A 20,226-nucleotide genomic window follows, 5' to 3' on the forward strand; every position below is an offset into this window, starting at 1 on the left:
TTGTTCGGAATCGTCAGGCCCTGCGCGCACCGTCTCACCGAGCGTCTGAAGACCGAGTGGATGGCCCATCTCTGCGGACTCTGTCTGGCACTTCGGGCCGACCACGGGCAGTTCGCCCGGGTGGTCACCAACTACGACGGCCTGATCGTCTCGGTTCTGACGGAGGCTCAGACCGGCCGCACCGAGACCGGCCGGCGCACCGCGGGCCCCTGCCCGCTGCGCGCCATGCGGACCGCGCCCGTCGCGCGCGGCGAGGGCGCGCGGCTCGCCGCCGCCGTCTCCCTGGTGCTCGCCTCCGCGAAGATCCGCGACCATGTCGCCGACCGGGACGGGCTGCTCGCCCGCCGCCCGGTCGCCGCCGCGGCCCGCCGGGTGGCCCGCTCCTGGGACCGGGCCGGTGCCCGCACCGGCCGCGAGCTCGGCTTCGACACCGCCGTCCTGGTCGACGCGGTCGACCGGCAGACCGGCCTGGAGGCCCTGGCCGGGCCCGGCACCCCGCTGCTCGTCGTCACCGAGCCGACCGAGACCGCGACCGCGGCCGCCTTCGCGCACACCGCGGTGCTCGCCGGGCGCCCCGGCAACGCCGAGCCGCTCGCCGAGGCCGGCCGGCTCTTCGGCCGGCTCGCCCACCTCCTGGACGCCGTCGAGGACCAGGCCGCCGACGCCGCCGCCGGCGCCTGGAACCCGCTCACCGCGACCGGCACCTCCCGCGAGGAGGCCCGCCGGCTCGCCGACGACGCCCTGCACGGCATCCGCCTCGCCCTGAAGGACGCCGAGTTCGCCGACGGACATCTCGCCCATGTGCTCCTCGCCCATGAGCTGCGGGTCTCGGTCGACCGGGCCTTCGGCACGACGACCTGCGCGCACGGGGTGCCGGGGCCCGCGCAGGGCAATCCGTACGGCGGCGGCGCCCCCGGTCCGTACGACTCGTACAACCCCTACGGCGGTGGCGCGGGGAACCCCTACGGCGGGCCGGGCGGCGGCCAGGGCGGCCCCGGCGGTCCGAGCGGTCCCGGCGGCGGGCTGCCGCCGCAGTTCGGCGCCGGCGGACCCCAGCAGCCCAAGCCCCGCGGCTTCCTCGCCGGCTGCGCCATGTTCACCTGGCTGTTCTGCACCTGCCAGATCTGCTGTGCCAAGGAGTACGAGGGCCCCTGGTCCCGGAAGAAGCGCGAGGGGTGCTGCCGGGACTGCGACTGCAACTGCAACTGCGACGGCTGCGACTGCTGCTGCCCCTGCGACGGCTGCTGACGCCCCGCCCGGCCTGCCCCGTACCGGGAACCGTGCTGTGGAAAGCTGACGCACCATGAGCACGGATGACACGGACCGGGGCGCGCTGGACGCCGACCCCCGGCAGGAGTGGCAGCACTGGCACGAGCAGCGGACGGCGGCGGTCGCCTCGTCCTACGGACCGCTCTCGCTGACCGGCACCTACTGGCTCTCCGACTTCCCGGAGGGTCGGATTCCGGCCGTTCCGGGGCTGTGGCGGGCCGAGGGCGACGAGGTCGTCCTCACCGCGGGCGCCGAGGACGCGATCACGGTCGACGGGGAACCGCTCATCGGCACGGTCCGGCTGACCGCCGACCACGCCCCGATCCACGAGTCGCGGGCCGAGTCCGCCGGGCGGCGCCTGGTGGTGCTGCGCCGCGAGGGCGAGTGGGCGGTACGGGACTTCGACCCCGAGTCGGAGGCGCGGCGCGCCTTCCGGGGCATCGAGGCCACGCCGTACGACGAGAAGTGGGTGCGGCCGGGCGTGTTCCGTCCGTACGCCGAGTCCCGCAGCGTCCGGGTGGAGAACGCGGACGGCAGGGAGCGCGGCCTCGGGCTCGCCGGCGAGGTGGTCTTCGACCTGGACGGCACCGACCACAGCCTGCAGGTGGCGATCGAGGAGGACGGCTCGCTGTGGGCGGTGTTCGCGGACGCCGGCAGCGGCAAGGACAGCTACCGCTTCCGCTTCCTGCGGCCGGCCGCCCCGGCCGCGGACGGCTCGGTGACGGTGGACTTCAACCGGGCGCTGCTGCCGCCGTGCGCGTTCGCGGCGCACTTCATCTGCCCCTTCCCGCCGCCGGGGAACACCCTCGACGCGGAGATCGCGGCGGGGGAGCGGCGGGTCGCCGGGAGCTGATCAGGCCGGTCGCGGACGGCGCGGGCCCACGGGGGGCGCGCCGTCCACGCGGGGCCACGTCGCCGCCACGCGCGTAGACCGGGCGTGCGGGCGGTCTTGTGCGTTCCGGATGGAGGGGCCAGTATCGCTCGCGGTGCATGTCAGGAACACGTCACCTGACAGTGCCTCATGGACCCGCCACCCACGGGTCCCTCTCCGCCGTACCCGAAGGAGAACAGTGAGGACCACGCGCATCCGCCTGCTCGCCGTCGCCGCCGCCGTCGCGGCCGCCACCGCCCTCGGACTGCCCGGCGCCCAGGCCGCCCCCGCCCCCGGACTGGCGAGCGCCCAGGCGCTCGCCCGCGCCGACGCCGCCGTTCTCACGGCCGATGTCGGCGGCACCGCCTGGTACGTCGACAGAGCCGCCGGCCGGGTCGTCGTCACCGCCGACTCGACGGTCTCCGAGGCCGGACTCGCCAAGATCCGCCGGGCCGCCGGGGCCGACGCCGGCGCGCTGCGCGTCGAGCGCGCCCCCGGCGTCTTCAAGCCCCTGCTCGCGGCCGGTGACGCCATCTACGGCAACGGCTACCGCTGTTCGCTCGGCTTCAACGTGCGCAGCGGCAGCACGTACTACTTCCTCACCGCCGGCCACTGCGGCAACGTCGTGAAGACCTGGTACGCCAACTCGGCCCAGTCCACGCTGATCGGCCCCACCGTCGGGTCCAGCTTCCCGGGCAACGACTACGCCCTGGTCCGCTACGACAACGCCTCGCTCAGCCACACCGGCGGCTTCACCGCGGCCGACGCCTACGTGGGCGAGTCCGTCAAGCGCTCCGGCTCCACCACCGGTACCCGCAGCGGCACCGTCACGGGCCTCGACGCGACCGTGCACTACTCCGGCGGCGGCACCGTGCGCGGCATGATCCAGACCAACGTCTGCGCCGAGCCCGGCGACTCGGGCGGTGCCCTCTACGACGGCACCAAGGCGCTCGGCATCACCTCCGGCGGCAGCGGCAACTGCTCGACCGGCGGCACCACGTTCTACCAGCCGGTGCCCGAGGCGCTCGCCAAGTACAAGGTCAGCCTGTACTGAGCAACTCCCTTGCCCGGATGGTTGGTTGAAGGCTGCACGGCTGAAAGCCGCCCTTGCGGCCCGAAGCCGTGCGACCCGAGACTCCCCCACAGCGCAGGCCCCCCAAGGCCGCGCCTCACGGGTCCGTCACCCCACGGCGGGCCCCCGATTCCCCTCTGGAGGAACGAGAAGTGAGGACCACGCGCACCACCCCCACGAGAACGGTCCGGATGCTCGCCATCGCGACCGGTCTGGTCGCCGCGGCGGCGATCGCCGTTCCCACCGCCAGCGCCGACTCCGCCGCGTCGGCCGGCACCTTCAGCGCCTCCCAGCTCTCGGCCGCGGGCGACGCCGTGCTCGCCGCCGACGTGCCGGGCACCGCCTGGAACCTCGACCCGGCGACGAACAAGATGGTCGTCACCGTCGACTCCACCGTCTCCCAGGCGGAGATCGCCAAGATCAAGCGCCAGGCCGGCGCCAACGCCGGAGCCCTGCGCATCGAGCGCACCAACGGCACCTTCAGGAAGCTGATCTCGGGCGGCGACGCCATCTACGCGAGCAGCTGGCGCTGCTCGCTCGGCTTCAACGTCAAGGACAGCGCCGGCAACTACTACTTCCTCACCGCCGGTCACTGCACCGACGGCGCGGGCACCTGGTGGTCCAACTCCTCCCACAGCACCGTGCTCGGCAGCACGGCCGGGTCGAGCTTCCCGACCAACGACTACGGCATCGTGCGCTACACCAACAGCACGATCACCAAGTCCGGCACGGTCGGCAGCGTCGACATCACCAGCGCCGCCAACGCCACCGTAGGCATGTCCGTCACCCGCCGCGGCTCCACCACCGGCATCCACAGCGGCTCGGTCACCGGCCTCAACGCCACGGTGAACTACGGCGGCGGCGACATCGTCTACGGCATGATCCGCACCAACGTGTGCGCCGAGCCCGGCGACTCCGGCGGCCCGCTCTACTCCGGCAGCCGCGCCATCGGCCTCACCTCGGGCGGCAGCGGCAACTGCTCCTCGGGCGGCACCACCTTCTTCCAGCCCGTGACGGAGGCGCTGAGCGCGTACGGCGTGAACGTCTACTGATCCCACGCCCATGTGTGAGTGCCCCCGGCGGACGCGCCGGGGGCACTCACGTGCCCGGCTCCGCCGCCGGCTGCCGCTTCAGCGTGGACATCACCAGGGTGACGGCCGCGCCGACCACCGCCCAGGCGGAGAGCACCAGCATCGACGCGGTCATGTCGTTGCCCTTGAAGTACGCGATCGAGCGCGCCGCCCAGGTGCCCGCGCCCGGGGGCAGGGCCGGGCCGATCGCCTTCCAGAACGGCGGCAGCATCGGCAGCGGGAAGGCGCCGCCCGCGCTGGGATTGCCCGCGACGACGATCAGCAGGATCGCCAGGCCGATGCCGACGATCCCGAAGAGGGACTGCAGGGCGAGGGTCGCGGCGCCGACCGCGAAGACGACGAGGGCGCCCAGGCCCCACAGCGCGGCGACGCTGCCGGGCAGCGCGCCCAGGATCGGGCCGACGATGACCGCGCCGCCCAGACCGCCGAGGACCGCGTAGAGCGCGAGCACCCCGAGCCGGATGACCGCCCGGTGCGGGTTCGCGGGCCGGGCGCCGGCGCTGATCGCCAGGATCGCGGCGCAGATGTAGCCGCCGACGCACCAGCCGACCACCAGGTAGAAGGCGGAGAGCCCGTCGAAGTCCTGCGGGGAGGCCGGGGCCACGTCGACGGTGCGGATCGTGCGCTGGTTGGCCGCCTCCACCTGGGTGAACATCTTCTCCAGGGCGGAGGAGAGCACCGTGCCGCCGCCGGAGGCGACGAGCAGGGTGTCGGTGCGGCCCCGCGGGTCGACGATCAGGGCCCCGTCGATGTCCCGGTTCAGGATCTGGTCCCGCGCCTCGGCCGCGTCGGTGACCGTCCGTGGGTCGAGCGGATCGCCGGGCAGCTTCTCCAGGCGTTCCATGAGGACGGTGGAGACCTGCTGCGGGGCGACCACGCCGAAGGGCACGTCCGTCGGCCTGGGGTTGTGCAGGGCCCCGACGTACGAGGCGATGAACAGGAGCTGGAGGGCGAGGACGCCGACGACCAGCAGGGCTGCTCGGGGGGTGACGGCGCTCTTCAGTTCGTCGACGAGGCTCATGCCCCCACGCTCGGGCGGCGCCGGTGTCCGCGCAGGTGGGACGGGCCCGAACGGATGACGGGAGGTGAGGGTGGGGAGACCCGACCCGGTTATCGCACGCACGTTCGAAAATGAGCTAGGGTGGGGATGAGGGGGTGGGAACGTACGTACGATTTTGCTGTGGGAGGTGGGACGGCGCATGCCGGGCTTCACGCATCTGCACACCGCGTCGGGCTTCTCCCTGCGCTACGGCGCCTCGCACCCCGCCCGCCTCGCCGAGCGCGCCGCCGAGCGCGGCATGGACGCCCTCGCCCTGACCGACCGCGACACCGTCGCGGGCACGGTCCGCTTCGCCAAGGCCTGCGAGCAGGCGGGGATCCGCCCGCTCTTCGGCGTGGACCTCGGCTGCGAACCCTTCCTCGCCCCGGTCCCGCACGGCGCCCGGCCCGCCGGCCGCGCCGGTGCGGCAGCACCGGCCGGGGGTGCGGGTGCCGGACCGGCCGCCGGCGGGGTCGGCTCCGCCCGGCGGGTGCCCGTGCGCGGCGGCGCCTTCGTCGACGAGTCCGCGCCCCGCGCCGTCTTCCTCGCCCGCTCCCGTACCGGCTGGGCCGAGCTCTGCGCGCTGGTCAGCGCCGCCCACGCCCACGCGGGGGAGGGGCGGCCCCTGCTGCCCCGCACCGCCCACCCCGACGCCGGGGCCGACGCCGGGCTCCTCGTCCTGCTCGGGCCCGGCTCCGACGTCGGGCGCGCGCTCGCCGCCGGCCGGCCCGACCGGGCCGCGCGGCTCCTCGCGCCCTGGCGCGAGCGGTACGGCGACGCCCTGTGCCTGGAGGTCGTGCACCACGGGCGCACCGGCACCGGGCCCGGCTCGCTGCGGCTCGCCGCCCGCACCCTCGGCTTCGCCGCCGAGCAGGGCGTGCGGCCCGTGCTCGGCAACGAGGTGCGGTACGCCGACCCCGGCCAGGGCCCGGTCGCCGACGTGCTCGACGCCGCCCGCCGCCTGGTGCCCGTCGACCCGCGGGCCGGGCTCGACAGCGGCGAGGCCTGGCTCAAGGACGCCGGCACCATGCTGGACGTCGCCGAGCGGGTGGTGGAGGCCACCGGCTTCCGCCGGGACGCCGCCCACCGGCTCCTGGAGCACACCGAGGGCGTCGCCGCGGCCTGCCGGGTCGACCCCGAGGACGACCTCGGCATGGGCTCGGCGCACTTCCCGGAGCCGTATCTGGTCGGCGCCGCGCACCGCACCGCCCAGCGGGTGCTCGCCTCCCGGGCCGCTGCCGGCATGGTCCGCAAGGGGTACGAGAAGCGGCGTGACTACTGGGACCGGATGCACCGCGAGCTCGACGTCATCGCCCACCACGGCTTCGCCACCTACTTCCTGACGGTCGCCCAGGTCGTCGACGACGTACGCGGCATGGGCATCCGGGTGGCCGCCCGCGGCTCCGGCGCCGGCTCCCTCGTCAACCACCTCCTCGGCATCGCCCACGCCGACCCGGTCGAGCACGGCCTGCTGATGGAGCGCTTCCTGAACAAGCGCCGCACCGCGCTGCCCGACATCGACATCGACGTGGAGTCCGCCCGCCGCCTGGAGGTCTACCGGACGATCCTCGACCGCTTCGGCGCCGAGCGGGTCGCCGCCGTCGCCATGCCCGAGACCTACCGGGTCCGCCACGCGGTACGGGACGTGGGCGCCGCCCTGTCCATGGACCCGGCCGAGATCGACCGGATCGCCAAGGCCTTCCCGCACATCCGCGCCCGGGACGCCCGTGCCGCCCTCGACGAACTGCCCGAACTGCGCGGACTCGGAGGGGAGCTGGAGCGGACGGCGGGCCACGAGCGCTTCTGGCGGCTGGTGGAGGCGCTCGACGCGCTGCCCCGCGGCATCGCCATGCACCCGTGCGGGGTGCTCCTCTCGGACGCCTCGCTGCTCGCCCGTACCCCTGTCGTCCCCACCAGCGGGGAGATCCCCGCGGGCCCCGGCGGCCCGGGCCCCTCCCCGATGCCCATGGCGCAGTTCGACAAGGAGGACGTGGAGGACCTCGGGCTGCTCAAGCTCGACGTCCTCGGCGTGCGGATGCAGTCCGCGATGGCGCACGCCGTCGCCGAGGTCGAGCGCGCCACCGGCACCCGGCCGGACGTCGACGCCATCCCGCCCGGCGACCCCGACACGTACAAGCTCATCCGCTCCACCGAGACCCTCGGCTGCTTCCAGATCGAGTCCCCGGGCCAGCGTGACCTGGTCGGCCGGCTCCAGCCCGAGACCTTCCACGACCTCGTCGTCGACATCTCGCTCTTCCGGCCCGGACCGGTCGCCGCCGACATGGTCCGCCCGTTCATCGAGGCCCGGCACGGCCGCGCCCCGGTCCGCTACCCGCACCCCGACCTGACGGAGGCCCTGAAGGAGACCTACGGCGTCGTCGTCTTCCACGAACAGATCATCAAGATCGTGAGCATCATGACCGGCTGCGGCCGCGACGAGGCCGACCAGGTGCGCCGCGGGCTCTCCCACCCCGAGTCGCAGGGCCGGATCAAGGCCTGGTTCGCGGAGCGGGCCGAGCGGCAGGGGTACGCGGACGAGGTCGTCGCCCGCACCTGGGAGATCGTCGAGGCCTTCGGCTCGTACGGCTTCTGCAAGGCGCACGCGGTGGCCTTCGCCGTGCCGACCTACCAGTCGGCCTGGCTCAAGGCGCACCACCCGGCCGCCTTCTACGCCGGGCTGCTCACCCACGACCCCGGCATGTACCCCAAGCGGCTGCTGCTCGCGGACGCCCGGCGGCGCGGGGTGCCCGTGCTGCCGCTCGACGTGAACCGGTCGGCGGCCGCTCATCGTATCGAACTGGTGTCCGACGTGCCTGCGGTGTGGGGACTCCGGCTCGGGCTCGCCGACGTCCACGGCATCAGCGAGGCCGAAAGCGCCCGCATCGAGGCCGGACAGCCCTACGCCTCCCTGCTCGACTTCTGGGAACGGGCCCGCCCGCGCAAACCCGTCGCCGAACGCCTCGCCCAGGTCGGCGCGTTGGACGCCTTCGGCGCCAACCGCCGCGACCTGCTGCTCCACCTCACCGAACTGCACCGGACACAGCGCGGCGCCGCCTCCTACGGCGGACAGCTCCCGCTCGCCCAGGGCCGGAAGACCGCCCCCGTCGGCCTGCCCGACCTCGACGAGACCGAACGGCTCAGCGCCGAACTCGGCATCCTCGGCATGGACGCCTCCCGCCACCTCATGGGCGACCACCGGGCCTTCCTGCGCGAACTCGGCGTGGTCTCCGCCGAGCGGCTGCGCTCCGCCCGGCACGGCCAGACCGTCCTGGTCGCCGGCGCCAAGGCGGCCACCCAGACCCCGCCGATCCGCTCCGGCAAGCGGGTCATCTTCACCACCCTCGACGACGGCACCGGCCTGGTCGACCTCGCCTTCTTCGACGATTCGCACGAACGCTGCGCCCACACCGTCTTCCACTCCTGGCTGCTGCTCGTCCGTGGCGTGGTGCAGCGGCGCGGACCGCGCAGTCTCAGTGTGGTCGGAGCCGCCGCCTGGAACCTCGCCGAGCTGGCCGAACTGCGGGAGAGCGGTGGCCTGGCGGCGGTGGGGGAGCGGCTCTCGGAAGAGCCCGTTCCCGTGGCGAGCGACACCGACACCGACACCGACACCGATGCCGACGGCGGGCGGCGGATCACCCTGTCCACCGGCTACACGATGAACCCCTGGGCCGACCTCCAGCCGGCCGGGGAAGGCGCCGCGACACCGTCGCGGAAGCTGTGGCACAGCAGCCCCGGGAGCGCCGGATGATCCTCTGCGTACGGTTCCGACTGGAGGCGGCGGGGGAGGTCGTGCTCCCCCGACTGCTCGACCTGCTTGGCGAGTTCACCCCGCTCGTCGAGGCGGCCCCGCCCGACGGGGCGCTCGCCGACGTGCGCGGCGCGCTGCGCTACTTCGGCTGGAGCCCGGCCGAACTCGGCTCGGTGATCCGGGTCAGAGCGCTCGCCCTGTACGGCGTCGACTGTGTCGTCGGCGCCGGACCCAACCCGATGCTGGCCCGGATGGCGGCCCGCGAGGCACGCCCCGGCACCACCCTGGTCGTCGAGGACCCGGCGGCCTTCCTGCGCGACCGGCCGGTGGCCGCCCTGGACGGCGTCGGCCGCGCCACCGCCCGTACCCTCTGCGGCTACGGCCTGGACTCCGTCGGCCGGGTCGCCGACGCGCCGCTCGCCGTGCTCCAGCGGCTCGTCGGCGCCAAGGCCGGCCGCGAGCTGTGGGAACGGGCCCGCGGCATCGACCGCACCCCTGTCATCCCAGGCGAGGTCTCCCTCCCCCACAGCTCAGCGCGTGGGGGGACCCTCATGGCCGCCGAACGGTCCTTCCCACGCGACGAGTTGAACACCGCCGAGCACCGCAGGGCGCTGCTCTCGCTCACCGAGGAACTGGGCGCCAGGATGCGCACCGAGCACCAGGTGTGCCGCTCCCTGACGGTGACCGTCCGCTACGCCGACCGCACCACGACGACCCGCACCCGCACCCTGCGCGAACCCACCGCCCACTCGACGGACCTCAGCACGCTCGCGTACGCGATCCACGCCTCCTTCGGCCTCCAGCGCGCCCGGGTCCGGGGCATCGCCCTGCGCGCCGAGGGCCTGGCCCCGGCCGAGTCCGCCGCCCATCAGCTCACCTTCGACCCGGCCGACGACAAGGCCCGCCGCATCGAGGCGGTGGCGGACCGGGCCCGCGCGAAGTACGGCCCGCGGGCGGTGCTGCCTGGCTCCCTTGCGGCGTGAGCGCGGCGGCGCAAGCACGACGGTGTAGGTGACACGGGACTTTTTACCGACGCGTAACTTCCCACCGGGGCTACCCATCCGTAACTTGGCGGAAAGCGCACATCCCCACTTGTGGTCCGGACCGCAGGGCGTAGCACTCCCTCATACCCCTTGAGCCGCAAGGAGATCGCCCGATGCTGCCCTGGAAACGGCCCTGGAAGCACATCGCCCGAGCGCTGTCCGTCCTGCTCCTGACCGCCGCCGCCATCCTCGTCCCCGCCGCCGCCGCACAGGCCGACGCCCCCAGCCGCGGCTGGAACGACTACACCTGCAAGCCGTCCGCCGCCCACCCCCGGCCCGTCGTCCTGGTGCACGGCACCTTCGGCAACTCCGTGGACAACTGGCTGGGACTGGCCCCCTACCTGGTCAACCGGGGCTACTGCGTCTTCTCGCTCGACTACGGGCAGCTGCCCGGCGTCCCGTTCTTCCACGGACTCGGCCCGATCGACCAGTCCGCCGCCCAGCTCGACGCGTACGTCGACACGGTCCTGGCCGCCACCGGCGCCGCCGAGGCCGACCTCGTCGGGCACTCGCAGGGCGGCATGATGCCGCGCTACTACCTCAAGTTCCTCGGCGGCGCCGACAAGGTGAACGCCCTCGTCGGCATCGCCCCCGACAACCACGGCACCACGCTCAGCGGCCTCACCCGGCTGCTGCCGTACTTCCCCGGCGCCGAGGACCTGCTGACCAGCGCGACCCCGGGGCTCGCCGACCAGATCGCCGGCTCCCCGTTCATCACGAAGCTCAACGAGGGCGGCGACACCGTGCCCGGAGTGCGGTACACGGTGATCGCCACCAAGTACGACGAGGTCGTCACCCCGTACCAGTCGGGCTGGCTGTCCGGCCCGAACGTCAGCAACGTGCTGCTCCAGGACCGGTGCGCGCTCGACCTGTCCGAGCACGTGGCCATCGGCACGGTGGACCGGATCGTCTTCCACGAGGTGAACAACGCCCTCGACCCGGCCCACGCGACCCCGACGACCTGCGCCTCGGTCTTCGGCTAGCCCTTCGGCACGCTACTGGTGCTGCCGGCGGCGGGCGGTGACGAACAGCACGGCCGCGCCGAGACCCAGGACGGCGGCGCCGCCCATCGCCAGATACGGCGTGGCGGCGTCGCCACCGGTCTCCGCCAGCTCCTCGCCGGAGTCCGCGCCCTGGGGTGCGGGGGCCGGGGCGACGGGGGCTTCGCTCGCGGGAGCGGTGGCCTCCGGAGCAGTGGCCTCCGGAGCGGTGGCCTCCGGAGCGGCGGTCTCCGGCGTGGCCGTGTGCCCGGCGTGCTCCTCGTGCCCGGTGGTCGGCGCGTCCGTGGGCGCGCTCGGCGCCGGCGCCGGGGCGGCGCCACCGGTGTCCTTGCCGAACACCACGTCCGAGCAGGTGTAGAAGGCCTCGGTGGAGTCGGACCGCTGCCAGATCGAGTAGATCAGGTGCCGCCCCGACTTCTCCGGGATCGTGCCGGCGAACACGTAGTCGCCGTTCTGCATCCCCGGGTCGACGACCGTCGCGAACGGCTTCGCCTCCAGGTCCGACCACTTCAGCGGCTTCGACGGGTCGTACCCGTCCTTCGTCACGTACAGCTCGAACCTGCCCCGGTGCGGCGCGGTCCCCTTGTAACGGAAGGTGTGCGGACCGGGGTTCAGCGAGGTCGCCGGCCAGTCCGTCCGCGCCAGGTCGAGGCCCTTGTACGTGTCGTTCCCGGCGCTGCACAGCTCGCCGTCCGGGATGATCTCGCGGTGCCTCCCGGCCGCGTTCGCGATGTTCACCCCGTTCCAGTCGTACAACGCCTGTGTCCCGCCCGCGGCCACCGCCGCCTTGCACGCCGCCGACTTCGGGTTCTCCGGGCCCTCCGCGTGACAGCCGGCGACCCGGCTCACCGGATCGGTCATCGACCCGTGCGCGAGGGCGGGCGCGACGGCGAGCCCGGACAGCGCGAGGACGGCGGTGGAGGTGACGGCCGCGGCCGCCGTACGGCGTGAGGTCATGGGGGGACGACTCCTTCACGAGGGTGGGGTGTGGGGGGTTGCCAAGGAAACTAGCCCTCGAAAAGCCCCGATCCGGGCCCCGGACGCCGCACCGGCCGATCCTTATGGTCGCGTTAAGGAGCGCCTAAGCGGGGGCACAGACAACGCCCTCGCCTTCGCGTCAGCCCACCCGGCGGTAGCGCCGCTCGGGCCGTCCCGTGCCGCCGTAGCGCAGCGAGATCTCGGCCCGGCCGGTCGCCGCGAAGTACTCCAGATAGCGGCGGGCGCTCACCCGGGACAGCGAGCCGGCCTCCGCGCACTCGGTGGCCGACAGGCCCTCGGGATGCGCGCGCAGAATGGCGTCGACGAGGTCGGCGGTCGGGGCGGCGAGGCCCTTGGGCAGCTCGCGCGAGCCGCGCGGGCGCGCCCCGAAGATACGGTCGACGTCCTCCTGACGGGCCTCCGCCAGGTCGTCGAGCCGCCCGTGCAGGGCCGCCACGTGCCGCAGCTGCTCCTGCAGCGCCGCCTGGTTGAACGGCTTGATCAGATAGTGCAGGGCCCCGGCGCGCAGCGCCGAGCGGATCGTGTCGGCGTCCCGCGCCGCCGTGATGAACAGCGCGTCCGTCGCGAGCCCCGCCGCCCGCAGCTCGCGCAGCACCGCGACCCCGTCCATGTCCGGCAGGAAGATGTCGAGCAGCAGCAGATCGGGCCGCAGCGCGTGCGCCGCGCGCAGCGCCTCGGCGCCGGTGTGCGCCACCCCGGCGACGGCGAAGCCCGGCACCGCCGACACATAGCGGCAGTGCAGCTTGGCCACCATGAAGTCGTCGTCGACCACCAGCACCTTCGTCACGCCGACAAGGTAGGACGCGACCACAAGGACCACAACGTCCGTTGGTTGCGGAAGAGAGACAGCTTCCTCACGCGCAGGCAACATGTGGGCCACCTCACATCCCCCGTTCCCCTTCGAGAGGCGGCACCCGTGCGCCTGCGCACTCCCCTCGCCCTGCTCGGGGCGGCGCTGCTCGTGCTCGTCGGACCGCCGCTGCTCACCCCCGGCAGCGGCGCCGGCACCGGCACACAGATACCCGGCCTGCGCTTCATGGTCCCCAACACCCCCGGCGGCGGCTACGACATCACCGCCCGCACCGCGGCGAAGAACGCCGAGGACGCCGGACTCACCTCCGGCATCGAGGTCTTCAACCTGCCCGGCGCCGGCGGCACCGTCGGCCTCACCCGGCTCGTCGGCGAGCACGGCAACGGCCGGCTCGCCATGTCCATGGGCCTCGGCGTCGTCGGCGCCGTCCACACCAACAAGACCCCGAAGACCCTCGCCGACACCACCCCGATCGCCCGGCTCACCATGGAGCAGGACATCGTCGTGGTCGGCAAGGACTCCCCGTACAAGACCATCCAGGACCTGCTCGCCGCCTGGCGGAAGGACCCCGGCAAGCTGCCCGTCGGCGGCGGCTCCTCGCCCGGCGGACCCGACCACCTCGCCCCCATGCTGATGGCCCGCGCCGCCGGCATCGCCCCGAAGAGCGTCAACTACGTCCCCTTCGACGGCGGCGGCGAGCTCCTCGCCTCCATCCTCGGCGACAAGGTCGCCTTCGGCGTCTCCGGCGTCGGCGAGTACCTCGACCAGATCAAGGCCGGCGAACTGCGCCTGCTCGCCGTCACCGGCGCCGAGCGGGTCCCCGGACTCGACGCGCCCACGCTCCGCGAGGCCGGACTCGACACCGAGTTCATCAACTGGCGGGGCATCGTCGCCCCGCCCGGCCTCACCGACGCCGAACGCGACAAGCTCGTCGGCCTCGTCACGAAGCTGCACGCCTCGAAGGAATGGCGGGAGTCGCTGAAGACCCACGGCTGGAGCGACGCCTTCCTGCCCGGCGAGGAGTTCGGCACCTTCCTCACCGCCCAGGACAGGCAGGTCGGAACCGTCCTGAAGGAGCTCGGCCTGTGACCACCACGACACCCACGACCACCGAGACCCCCACCGCCAGGAGGTCCTGGCTGCGCGAGCACTCCGAACTCGGCGTCAGCGCTCTGCTGTTCCTCCTCGGCGTCCTCGTCCTCACCGACGCCCTGGCCATGAACATCGACATGGGCCGGCGCGGCCCCGTCGGCCCCCGCACCGTCCCCCTCGTCGTCGGCACCGGCCTGCTCGTCGTCGCCGTCCTCCTCGCGGTCGACGTGCTGCGCGGCGGCCGCGGCGAGGCCGAGGGCGGCGAGGACGTCGACCTGTCCGAGCCGGGCGACGGACGCACCGTGCTGCTCCTCGCCGGAGTCTTCCTCGGCTTCGCCGTGCTCATCGGCCCGCTCGGCTTCCCGATCTCCGGCGCCCTGCTCTTCTGGGGCGCCGCCTACGCCCTGGGCAGCCACCACCACCACCGCGACCCGCTGATCGCCGCCACCCTCTCCCTCCTCACCTATGCCGTGTTCGACAACCTGCTCGGAGTCCCGCTGCCCGGCGGCCCGCTGATGGGAGTGCTCTGACCCATGGACTCGCTCACCTCCCTGCTCGACGGGTTCGGCACCGCGCTGACCCCGATGAACCTGCTGTGGGCCGCCGTCGGCGTCCTGCTCGGCACCGCCATCGGCGTGCTCCCCGGCATCGGCCCCGCCATGGCCGTCGCCCTGCTGCTCCCCGTCACCTACGGCCTGGAGCCGACCGGCGCCTTCATCATGTTCGCCGGCATCTACTACGGCGCCATGTTCGGCGGCTCCACCACCTCCATCCTGCTCAACACCCCCGGCGAGAGCGCGGCCGTGGTCGCCGCCATCGAGGGCAACCCCATGGCCAAGGCGGGCCGCGGCGCCCAGGCCCTCGCCGCCGCGGCCATCGGCCACTTCACCGGCGGCCTGGCCGGCACGATCCTGCTCGTCGCGCTCGCCCCGACGGTCGCCGCGCTCGCCGTCGACATCGGCGCCCCCGACTACCTCGCCCTCATGGTCCTCGCGTTCATCGCGGTGACCTCCGTCCTCGGCTCCTCCCGGATCCGTGGCCTGGCCTCCCTCCTCATCGGCCTCACCATCGGCCTCATCGGCCTCGACCAGATGACCGGCCAGCAGCGCCTCACCTTCGGCTCCCTCCAGCTCGCCGACGGCGTCGACGTCGTCATCGTCGCCGTCGGACTCTTCGCCATCGGCGAGGCCCTGTGGGTCGCCGCCCATCTGCGCCGCACCACCGGCGAGGCCATCCCGGTGGGCCGCCCCTGGCTCGCCCGCTCCGACGTGAGGCGCACCTGGAAGGCCTGGCTGCGCGGACCGCTCATCGGCTTCCCGTTCGGCGCGATCCCGGCCGGCGGCGCGGAGATCCCCACCTTCCTGTCGTACGTGACGGAGAAGCGCCTCTCCCGGCACAGGGACGAGTTCGGCAAGGGCGCCATCGAGGGCGTCGCGGGCCCCGAGTCCGCCGCCTCCGCCTCCGCCGCCGGCACCCTGGTCTCCATGCTCACCCTCGGGCTTCCGACCACCGCCGTCGCCGCCGTGATGCTCGCCGCCTTCCAGCAGTACGGCATCCAGCCCGGCCCGCTCCTCTTCGAACGCGAACCCGACCTGGTCTGGGGCCTGATCGCCTCGCTGTTCGTCGGCATGGTGCTGCTGCTCGCGCTCAACCTGCCGCTCGCGCCGGTCTGGGCGAAACTGCTGCGCATCCCCCGCCCGTACCTCTACTCCGGCATCCTGTTCTTCGCCGCCGTCGGCGCGTACGCGGTCGGCGGCGAGGCGCTCGACCTGGTGATCCTCCTGGCCATCGGCCTCGTCGGCTTCGGCATGCGGCGCTACGGCCTGCCCGTGCTGCCCGCCGTCATCGGCGTCATCCTCGGCCCGGCCGCCGAACAGCAGCTGCGCCGCGCCCTGCAGATCAGCGACGGCTCGCCGGCCGGGCTCGTCGACACCCCGTTCTCGGTCACCGTGTACGCGGTGGTGCTGATCCTGCTGGCCTGGCCGCTGCTGCGGACGTCTATCGCCCGCCGTCGTAACGTGACGGTATGACGAGTCACCCGCTCCGCCCCGCGACCGCGGCCGACGTGCCCGCCGTGAAGGCCGTGATCGACGCGGCCTTCCGGCACTACATCGAGCGGATCGGCCTCGTGCCGGCACCGATGGAGGAGGACCACGCGGCCAACGTCGAGGCGGGCCGGGTCTTCGTCGCGGGCGAACCGGTGACCGGCCTCGTGGTGGTGATCCCCGAGGCCGGTCACCTCTACCTCGACACGATCGCCGTCCACCCGGACGCCCAGGGCACCGGCCTCGGCCGGACCCTGCTGGCCTGGGTCGAGCAGCGGGCCCGCGCACTCGGCCTGCCGGAGGTGCGGCTGCTCACCAACGCGATGATGTGGGAGAACCAGAAGCTGTACGAGCGGTACGGCTACGAGGTCACCGAGCGCCGGCGGACCGGCCCGTACGACCGTATTCATTACCGGAAAGTCCTCAACGCGCCCCCGATGGGGTGAGTTTCGGACCGTCGGCGTCCTGATCCGGTATCCCTGGCGGGCAGCGTCCCACCCCCACCCCGAAGGGATCCCCCTCGATGCGTGCTCGCCTAGTCCTCGCCGGCGCCCTGCTCGCCACCGCCGCGGCCACCGCCCCCACCGCCTACGCCGGCCCCGCCGACGGGCTCTCCGTCGACCCGCGGGGCACGGTCGCCGCGGACGGCACCGTCACCCTCTCCGGCACCTACCGCTGCGTCGACGACAGCGCCGGACCGGTCTTCGTCAGCTCCCGGCTGATCCAGGCGGACCACGACTCCGGGATCGGCGGCACCCGGGCCGTCTGCGACGGCATGGTGCACCCCTGGACCAACACCGCCGTGGTGAAGGAGCCCGCCTACCGGGCCGGCACGGCACGGGTGGAGGCCACCCTGATGCAGCTCACCGCCACCGGCCCGATGGGCCTGCCGATGCCCGGCTTCCTCGCCACCGAGGGCGCGGACGTCACCCTCGGCTGAGCAGCCCGATCAGCCCGTCCCGCCCGAGCAGCTCCAGCTCGTCGAGGGCGCGTACGGCACGCTCGGCCGCCTCCGGGTCGGAGGCGGCGAGCCCGCTCGCCGCGAACTCGTCCTCGTCGAGCCGCAGCACCTCGCGCCCGTCGGCCGACACCCACAGGTCGAGGTCCAGGTCCTCGACCACCACCCCTGTGCCGTCCGCGGCCACGACGGCCGGCCGGGTCACGTCGCAGTACCAGCCCTTGAGCGTGCCGTCGCCCGCCCGGACCTCCTTCACCGCGTACCACCGGTCGCGCCAGTAGTGCTCGGTGAAGACGTCGCCCGGCTCGAAGCGCACGAAGCCGAAGTCCCGGACGCCCTCGGCGGCCCACGGCGCGCGGACCGTCAGCCGCACCCCGTCGTCGGCGAGCAGCTCCGCCGGATACCGGATCTTGGTCCGACCGGCCTTCACCAGGGCGATCTCGATCTCGACCTCAACCGATGCGGCGGACATGACGGGTCTCCTTCGCGCGGATCTCGTAGCCGAACCATCGGTTGACGGCCAGCATGGGGGCGTTCTCGGCGTCGTTGCCGGTGACGGCCTCCGTACAGCCGGCCGACCGGGCCAGATGCAGCGAGGCGTTCTTCACCAGCTTGGCCAGGCCCCGGCCGCGGAAGTCCGGGGCGGTGCCGGTCATGCCCGAGCCGTAGCGCCCCGCGCCGTCGGTACGGGCCGCGCTGAAGGCGACCGGCCGGCCGTCGACCACCGCCACCGTGGTCAGCGCGTGGTCCAGCAGCGGATGCTCCCAGGTGGTGGCCAGCCAGTGCGCGTAGTCGTCGAGTTCGGCCGCCACGTCGCCCGGCTCGTCGGCCGTGGTCAGCGCGTCCAGCTCGAACAGCGGGCGCGGGTCGGCCGCGAACTCCGCCGCCGTGCGCAGCTCCACCCCGGCCGGCGGCTCCTGGAGCGGCGGCAGTTCGGCCGTCGTCAGGTCGAGGCACAGGAAGTAGGCCGAGCGACTGCCCCGGTAGCCGTGGCGTCCGGCGAAGGCGAGGTTCGCGGGTCCGTCGAGCACCCAGCTGTAGAGGGTGTCCGCCCCGGCCCGCGTCAGGTGCTCCTCGGCGGCGCGCAGCAGCAGCGCCCCGGCGCCCCGGCGGCGGTGCGCGGGGTCGACGAAGATGTTGACGCCGCCGATGCCCGGCTCGGGCGACTCGTGGGCCAGCGACACCTCGGCGGTGCCGATCACCTGCCCGTCGGCCTCGGCGAGCAGCGGCCGGGCGCGGGCGTCGGGATGGGCGTTCGCCCAGTCGTGGGCGACCTGCGGGCCGGTCGCGAGCATGAAGGGCAGCGCGGCGCGCCGTACCCGGGCGAAGGCTTCGGCGTCCTCCGGGACCGAGGGCCGTACATCGCGGACGATCACAGTCATGTCACCGCACGGTATGCGCCGGGCGGCGCCGCCCGCCTCCCATTTTCCGGCGGGCCGGGTGCAGAATCAGGCGGGTGACGCTTCGAATCAGCGTGGATCCCCGTTCCACCACCGCTCCGTACGAACAACTGCGCGCCCAGATCTCGGAGAGTGCCCGCTCGGGCGAGCTGCCCGTCGGCTACAAGCTTCCGACGGTGCGCGGTCTCGCGGAGGACCTGGGCCTCGCGGCGAACACGGTCGCCAAGGCGTACAAGGCCCTTGAGTCGGACGGTGTGATCGAGACCCGCGGCCGCAACGGCACCTTCGTCGCCGCCGCCTCCGACGCGGCCTCCCGGCTCGCCGCCACGGCCGCCGCGGCCTACGCCACGGAGGCCCACCGGCTCGGCCTCAGCCACGAGGCGGCGGGCGCCGCGGTCCGGGACGCGCTGCGGGCCGCGTACGAGGAGTAGGCCGGGTACGGCGTACGAGGCGGGGGAGCCGGAAGGTCCGCGTACCCCTCCTGCGGATACAGCCCCTACAGATACAGCCCCTACAGATACAGGCCCGCGGCGGCGGTGCGCGGCTCCGGAAGGCCCGGCGCGTGCGTGCCGCGCCGCAGGGCGAACAGCTCGGCGAGGGTGGCCCCGTCGCGCCCGACGCCCTCCTCGCGGCCCAGCCACTCCACCGCCTCGGCCCGGCTGAGCGGCCCGACCTCGACCCGGGCCAGACAGCGGCCGGGGCGCACCACGGCGGGGTGCAGGCGCTCCAGGTCCTCGTTGGTGGTGACGGCGACGAGGACGTTGCGCCCCTGTCCGAGCAGTCCGTCGGTGAGGTTGAGCAGCCGGGAGAGGGCCTGGCCCGCGGTGTGCTTGGCCTCGCCGCGGATCAGTTCGTCGCAGTCCTCCAGGAGCAGCAGCCGCCAGCGGCCCTTGGCGGTGCCCTCGTCCTCGCCGATGGCGATGTCCATGAGATAGCCGACGTCGCTGAACAGGCGCTCGGGGTCGAGGACGCAGTCGACCTGGCACCAGTCGCGCCAGGAGCGGGCGAGGGTGCGCAGCGCGGAGGTCTTGCCGGTGCCGGGCGGGCCGTGCAGGAGCAGGAGCCGGCCGGAGATGTCCTCGGGGGTGACGGTCATCAGGCGGTCCATCGCCTCGGCGACCGGCGCGGTGTAGTTGGGGCGGATCTCGTCCCAGGTCCCGGCGCCGATCTGACGGGTGGTCCGGTACGGGCCGCGGCGCGGCGACACGTACCAGAAGCCCATGGTCACGTTGTCCGGCTGCGGCTCCGGCTCGTCCTTGGCCCCGTCCGTGGCCTCCTTGAGCACCCGTTCGGCGAGCTCGGGGTCGGTGGCGGTGACCGTGACGTCGGCGCCGCGACTCCAGCGGGAGACCAGCAGGGTCCAGCCCTCGCCCTCGGCGAGCAGTGCGCTGCGGTCGTCGTCCTTGGCGGCCCGCAACACCCGGGCGCCGGCGGGCAGCAGGGTCGCGTCCGGCTTCACGCGGTCCAGGTTGGTGCTGTGACTGTGGGGCTGCTCGCCGGTGGTGAAGCGGCCGAGGAACAGCGCGTCGAGGACGTCGATCGGGGAATCGTCGTCGTCGATGTGGAGGTGGACGGGCAGCGCCCGTTCGGGCGAAGCGGGGGCAGACATGCGCCCATGATCCGGGACGGGGACGCGTGGCGCACCGGGTTTTGGATGCTCGTCGTACTTCGTGACGGTTCGTCGACTGGCTTGAAATCATTGGTTCCTGAAGAGGTTTCAACGCGCGTCCACCACGAGTTTTGACATGAACACTTCCGAAAGGCCGGATCCGCTGCTACTACCTGGT

At 73.6% G+C, this 20,226-nt stretch carries 19 protein-coding genes; 13 read left to right on the forward strand and 6 right to left on the reverse strand.

The window, feature by feature from the left end; genetic code table 11:
* The 4 genes from AB0M18_RS05790 to AB0M18_RS05805 all read left to right on the forward strand — a co-directional run bounded on the left by AB0M18_RS05790 (position 1) and on the right by AB0M18_RS05805 (position 4,264).
* Complete coding sequence (locus AB0M18_RS05790; RefSeq protein WP_365755552.1) at positions 1 to 1,248, forward strand: DUF5685 family protein; 1,248 nt, start codon at positions 1 to 3, stop codon at positions 1,246 to 1,248.
* A 55-nt stretch (positions 1,249 to 1,303) separates the two neighbouring features.
* Positions 1,304 to 2,122 carry a DUF1684 domain-containing protein gene (locus tag AB0M18_RS05795; protein ID WP_365755553.1) on the forward strand — a complete coding sequence of 273 codons (819 nt, stop codon included), beginning with the start codon at positions 1,304 to 1,306 and terminating at the stop codon, positions 2,120 to 2,122.
* Positions 2,123 to 2,339: 217 nt separating this feature from the next.
* Positions 2,340 to 3,194 (forward strand): S1 family peptidase, encoded by an 855-nt coding sequence (locus AB0M18_RS05800; RefSeq protein WP_365755554.1) that lies wholly within the window; start codon positions 2,340 to 2,342, stop codon positions 3,192 to 3,194.
* Positions 3,195 to 3,364: 170 nt separating this feature from the next.
* Positions 3,365 to 4,264: a S1 family peptidase gene (locus AB0M18_RS05805; protein ID WP_365755555.1), complete on the forward strand. Its 900-nt coding sequence runs from the start codon at positions 3,365 to 3,367 to the stop codon at positions 4,262 to 4,264.
* A 46-nt stretch (positions 4,265 to 4,310) separates the two neighbouring features.
* On the opposite strand, the gene AB0M18_RS05810 is transcribed toward AB0M18_RS05805, so the two are convergent.
* Positions 4,311 to 5,324: a DUF3533 domain-containing protein gene (locus AB0M18_RS05810; RefSeq protein WP_365755556.1), complete on the reverse strand. Its 1,014-nt coding sequence runs from the start codon at positions 5,322 to 5,324 to the stop codon at positions 4,311 to 4,313.
* A gap of 178 nt (positions 5,325 to 5,502) precedes the next feature.
* Here AB0M18_RS05810 and AB0M18_RS05815 point away from each other — a divergent pair, with 178 nt between their 5' ends.
* From AB0M18_RS05815 to AB0M18_RS05825, 3 genes are all read left to right on the forward strand, one after another.
* Positions 5,503 to 9,090, forward strand: coding sequence for a DNA polymerase III subunit alpha (locus AB0M18_RS05815; RefSeq protein WP_365755557.1), 3,588 nt, complete (start codon positions 5,503 to 5,505; stop codon positions 9,088 to 9,090).
* On the forward strand, positions 9,087 to 10,073 hold the full coding sequence (locus AB0M18_RS05820) for a hypothetical protein (RefSeq protein ID WP_365755867.1): 987 nt from the start codon (positions 9,087 to 9,089) through the stop codon (positions 10,071 to 10,073). The genes AB0M18_RS05815 and AB0M18_RS05820 overlap by 4 nt, the downstream gene beginning before the upstream one ends.
* A gap of 173 nt (positions 10,074 to 10,246) precedes the next feature.
* Positions 10,247 to 11,116 (forward strand): alpha/beta fold hydrolase, encoded by an 870-nt coding sequence (locus AB0M18_RS05825; RefSeq protein WP_365755558.1) that lies wholly within the window; start codon positions 10,247 to 10,249, stop codon positions 11,114 to 11,116.
* Positions 11,117 to 11,128: 12 nt separating this feature from the next.
* Here the strand turns inward: AB0M18_RS05825 and AB0M18_RS05830 are convergent, their stop codons facing one another.
* Both AB0M18_RS05830 and AB0M18_RS05835 read right to left on the reverse strand, forming a co-directional pair.
* Positions 11,129 to 12,091, reverse strand: a complete 963-nt coding sequence (locus tag AB0M18_RS05830) for a lytic polysaccharide monooxygenase (RefSeq protein WP_365755559.1) — start codon at positions 12,089 to 12,091, stop codon at positions 11,129 to 11,131.
* A gap of 160 nt (positions 12,092 to 12,251) precedes the next feature.
* Positions 12,252 to 12,920 carry a response regulator gene (locus AB0M18_RS05835; protein WP_365755560.1) on the reverse strand — a complete coding sequence of 223 codons (669 nt, stop codon included), beginning with the start codon at positions 12,918 to 12,920 and terminating at the stop codon, positions 12,252 to 12,254.
* A 129-nt stretch (positions 12,921 to 13,049) separates the two neighbouring features.
* Between AB0M18_RS05835 and AB0M18_RS05840 the strand changes: the two genes are divergently transcribed.
* The 5 genes from AB0M18_RS05840 to AB0M18_RS05860 all read left to right on the forward strand — a co-directional run bounded on the left by AB0M18_RS05840 (position 13,050) and on the right by AB0M18_RS05860 (position 17,021).
* On the forward strand, positions 13,050 to 14,033 hold the full coding sequence (locus AB0M18_RS05840) for a tripartite tricarboxylate transporter substrate binding protein (protein WP_365755561.1): 984 nt from the start codon (positions 13,050 to 13,052) through the stop codon (positions 14,031 to 14,033).
* The gene (locus tag AB0M18_RS05845; RefSeq protein WP_365755562.1) at positions 14,030 to 14,566 is read left to right on the forward strand and encodes a tripartite tricarboxylate transporter TctB family protein; all 537 of its coding nucleotides are present in this window, start codon (positions 14,030 to 14,032) and stop codon (positions 14,564 to 14,566) included. The genes AB0M18_RS05840 and AB0M18_RS05845 overlap by 4 nt, the downstream gene beginning before the upstream one ends.
* A 3-nt stretch (positions 14,567 to 14,569) precedes the next feature.
* Positions 14,570 to 16,066, forward strand: a complete 1,497-nt coding sequence (locus tag AB0M18_RS05850) for a tripartite tricarboxylate transporter permease (RefSeq protein ID WP_365755563.1) — start codon at positions 14,570 to 14,572, stop codon at positions 16,064 to 16,066.
* Entirely contained in the window at positions 16,063 to 16,527 is a 465-nt protein-coding gene (locus AB0M18_RS05855; RefSeq protein WP_365755564.1) for a GNAT family N-acetyltransferase, read from the forward strand. Before AB0M18_RS05850 ends, AB0M18_RS05855 begins: the two co-directional genes overlap by 4 nt.
* Before the next feature lie 77 nt (positions 16,528 to 16,604).
* Positions 16,605 to 17,021 carry a DUF6299 family protein gene (locus AB0M18_RS05860; protein WP_365755565.1) on the forward strand — a complete coding sequence of 139 codons (417 nt, stop codon included), beginning with the start codon at positions 16,605 to 16,607 and terminating at the stop codon, positions 17,019 to 17,021.
* Here AB0M18_RS05860 and AB0M18_RS05865 read toward each other — a convergent pair.
* On the reverse strand, positions 17,008 to 17,511 hold the full coding sequence (locus AB0M18_RS05865; RefSeq protein ID WP_365755566.1) for a DUF402 domain-containing protein: 504 nt from the start codon (positions 17,509 to 17,511) through the stop codon (positions 17,008 to 17,010). The two genes, AB0M18_RS05860 and AB0M18_RS05865, sit on opposite strands and share 14 nt — an antisense overlap.
* Positions 17,492 to 18,421: a GNAT family N-acetyltransferase gene (locus tag AB0M18_RS05870; RefSeq protein ID WP_365755567.1), complete on the reverse strand. Its 930-nt coding sequence runs from the start codon at positions 18,419 to 18,421 to the stop codon at positions 17,492 to 17,494. The genes AB0M18_RS05865 and AB0M18_RS05870 overlap by 20 nt, the downstream gene beginning before the upstream one ends.
* 74 nt (positions 18,422 to 18,495) lie before the next feature.
* On the opposite strand from AB0M18_RS05870, the gene AB0M18_RS05875 reads away from it, so the two are divergent.
* On the forward strand, positions 18,496 to 18,870 hold the full coding sequence (locus AB0M18_RS05875) for a GntR family transcriptional regulator (RefSeq protein WP_365755568.1): 375 nt from the start codon (positions 18,496 to 18,498) through the stop codon (positions 18,868 to 18,870).
* Positions 18,871 to 18,950: 80 nt separating this feature from the next.
* On the opposite strand, the gene AB0M18_RS05880 is transcribed toward AB0M18_RS05875, so the two are convergent.
* Positions 18,951 to 20,048: a DUF5925 domain-containing protein gene (locus tag AB0M18_RS05880; RefSeq protein WP_365755569.1), complete on the reverse strand. Its 1,098-nt coding sequence runs from the start codon at positions 20,046 to 20,048 to the stop codon at positions 18,951 to 18,953.
* Positions 20,049 to 20,226 lie beyond the last annotated feature (178 nt).

The sequence above is a fragment of the Streptomyces sp. NPDC051909 genome (genome assembly GCF_040681095.1).
In the GTDB taxonomy this organism is placed as follows: domain Bacteria; phylum Actinomycetota; class Actinomycetes; order Streptomycetales; family Streptomycetaceae; genus Streptomyces.

Excerpts from the sequence above, each read along its gene's own strand:
- AB0M18_RS05795 (WP_365755553.1), top strand. The coding sequence starts at position 1,304 with ATGAGCACGGATGACACGGACCGGGGCGCGCTGGACGCCGACCCCCGG.
- AB0M18_RS05810 (WP_365755556.1), bottom strand. The coding sequence starts at position 5,324 with ATGAGCCTCGTCGACGAACTGAAGAGCGCCGTCACCCCCCGAGCAGCC.
- AB0M18_RS05815 (WP_365755557.1), top strand. The coding sequence starts at position 5,503 with ATGCCGGGCTTCACGCATCTGCACACCGCGTCGGGCTTCTCCCTGCGC.
- AB0M18_RS05820 (WP_365755867.1), top strand. The coding sequence starts at position 9,087 with ATGATCCTCTGCGTACGGTTCCGACTGGAGGCGGCGGGGGAGGTCGTG.
- AB0M18_RS05825 (WP_365755558.1), top strand. The coding sequence starts at position 10,247 with ATGCTGCCCTGGAAACGGCCCTGGAAGCACATCGCCCGAGCGCTGTCC.
- AB0M18_RS05830 (WP_365755559.1), bottom strand. The coding sequence starts at position 12,091 with ATGACCTCACGCCGTACGGCGGCCGCGGCCGTCACCTCCACCGCCGTC.
- AB0M18_RS05850 (WP_365755563.1), top strand. The coding sequence starts at position 14,570 with ATGGACTCGCTCACCTCCCTGCTCGACGGGTTCGGCACCGCGCTGACC.
- AB0M18_RS05855 (WP_365755564.1), top strand. The coding sequence starts at position 16,063 with ATGACGAGTCACCCGCTCCGCCCCGCGACCGCGGCCGACGTGCCCGCC.
- AB0M18_RS05860 (WP_365755565.1), top strand. The coding sequence starts at position 16,605 with ATGCGTGCTCGCCTAGTCCTCGCCGGCGCCCTGCTCGCCACCGCCGCG.
- AB0M18_RS05865 (WP_365755566.1), bottom strand. The coding sequence starts at position 17,511 with ATGTCCGCCGCATCGGTTGAGGTCGAGATCGAGATCGCCCTGGTGAAG.
- AB0M18_RS05870 (WP_365755567.1), bottom strand. The coding sequence starts at position 18,421 with ATGACTGTGATCGTCCGCGATGTACGGCCCTCGGTCCCGGAGGACGCC.
- AB0M18_RS05880 (WP_365755569.1), bottom strand. The coding sequence starts at position 20,048 with ATGTCTGCCCCCGCTTCGCCCGAACGGGCGCTGCCCGTCCACCTCCAC.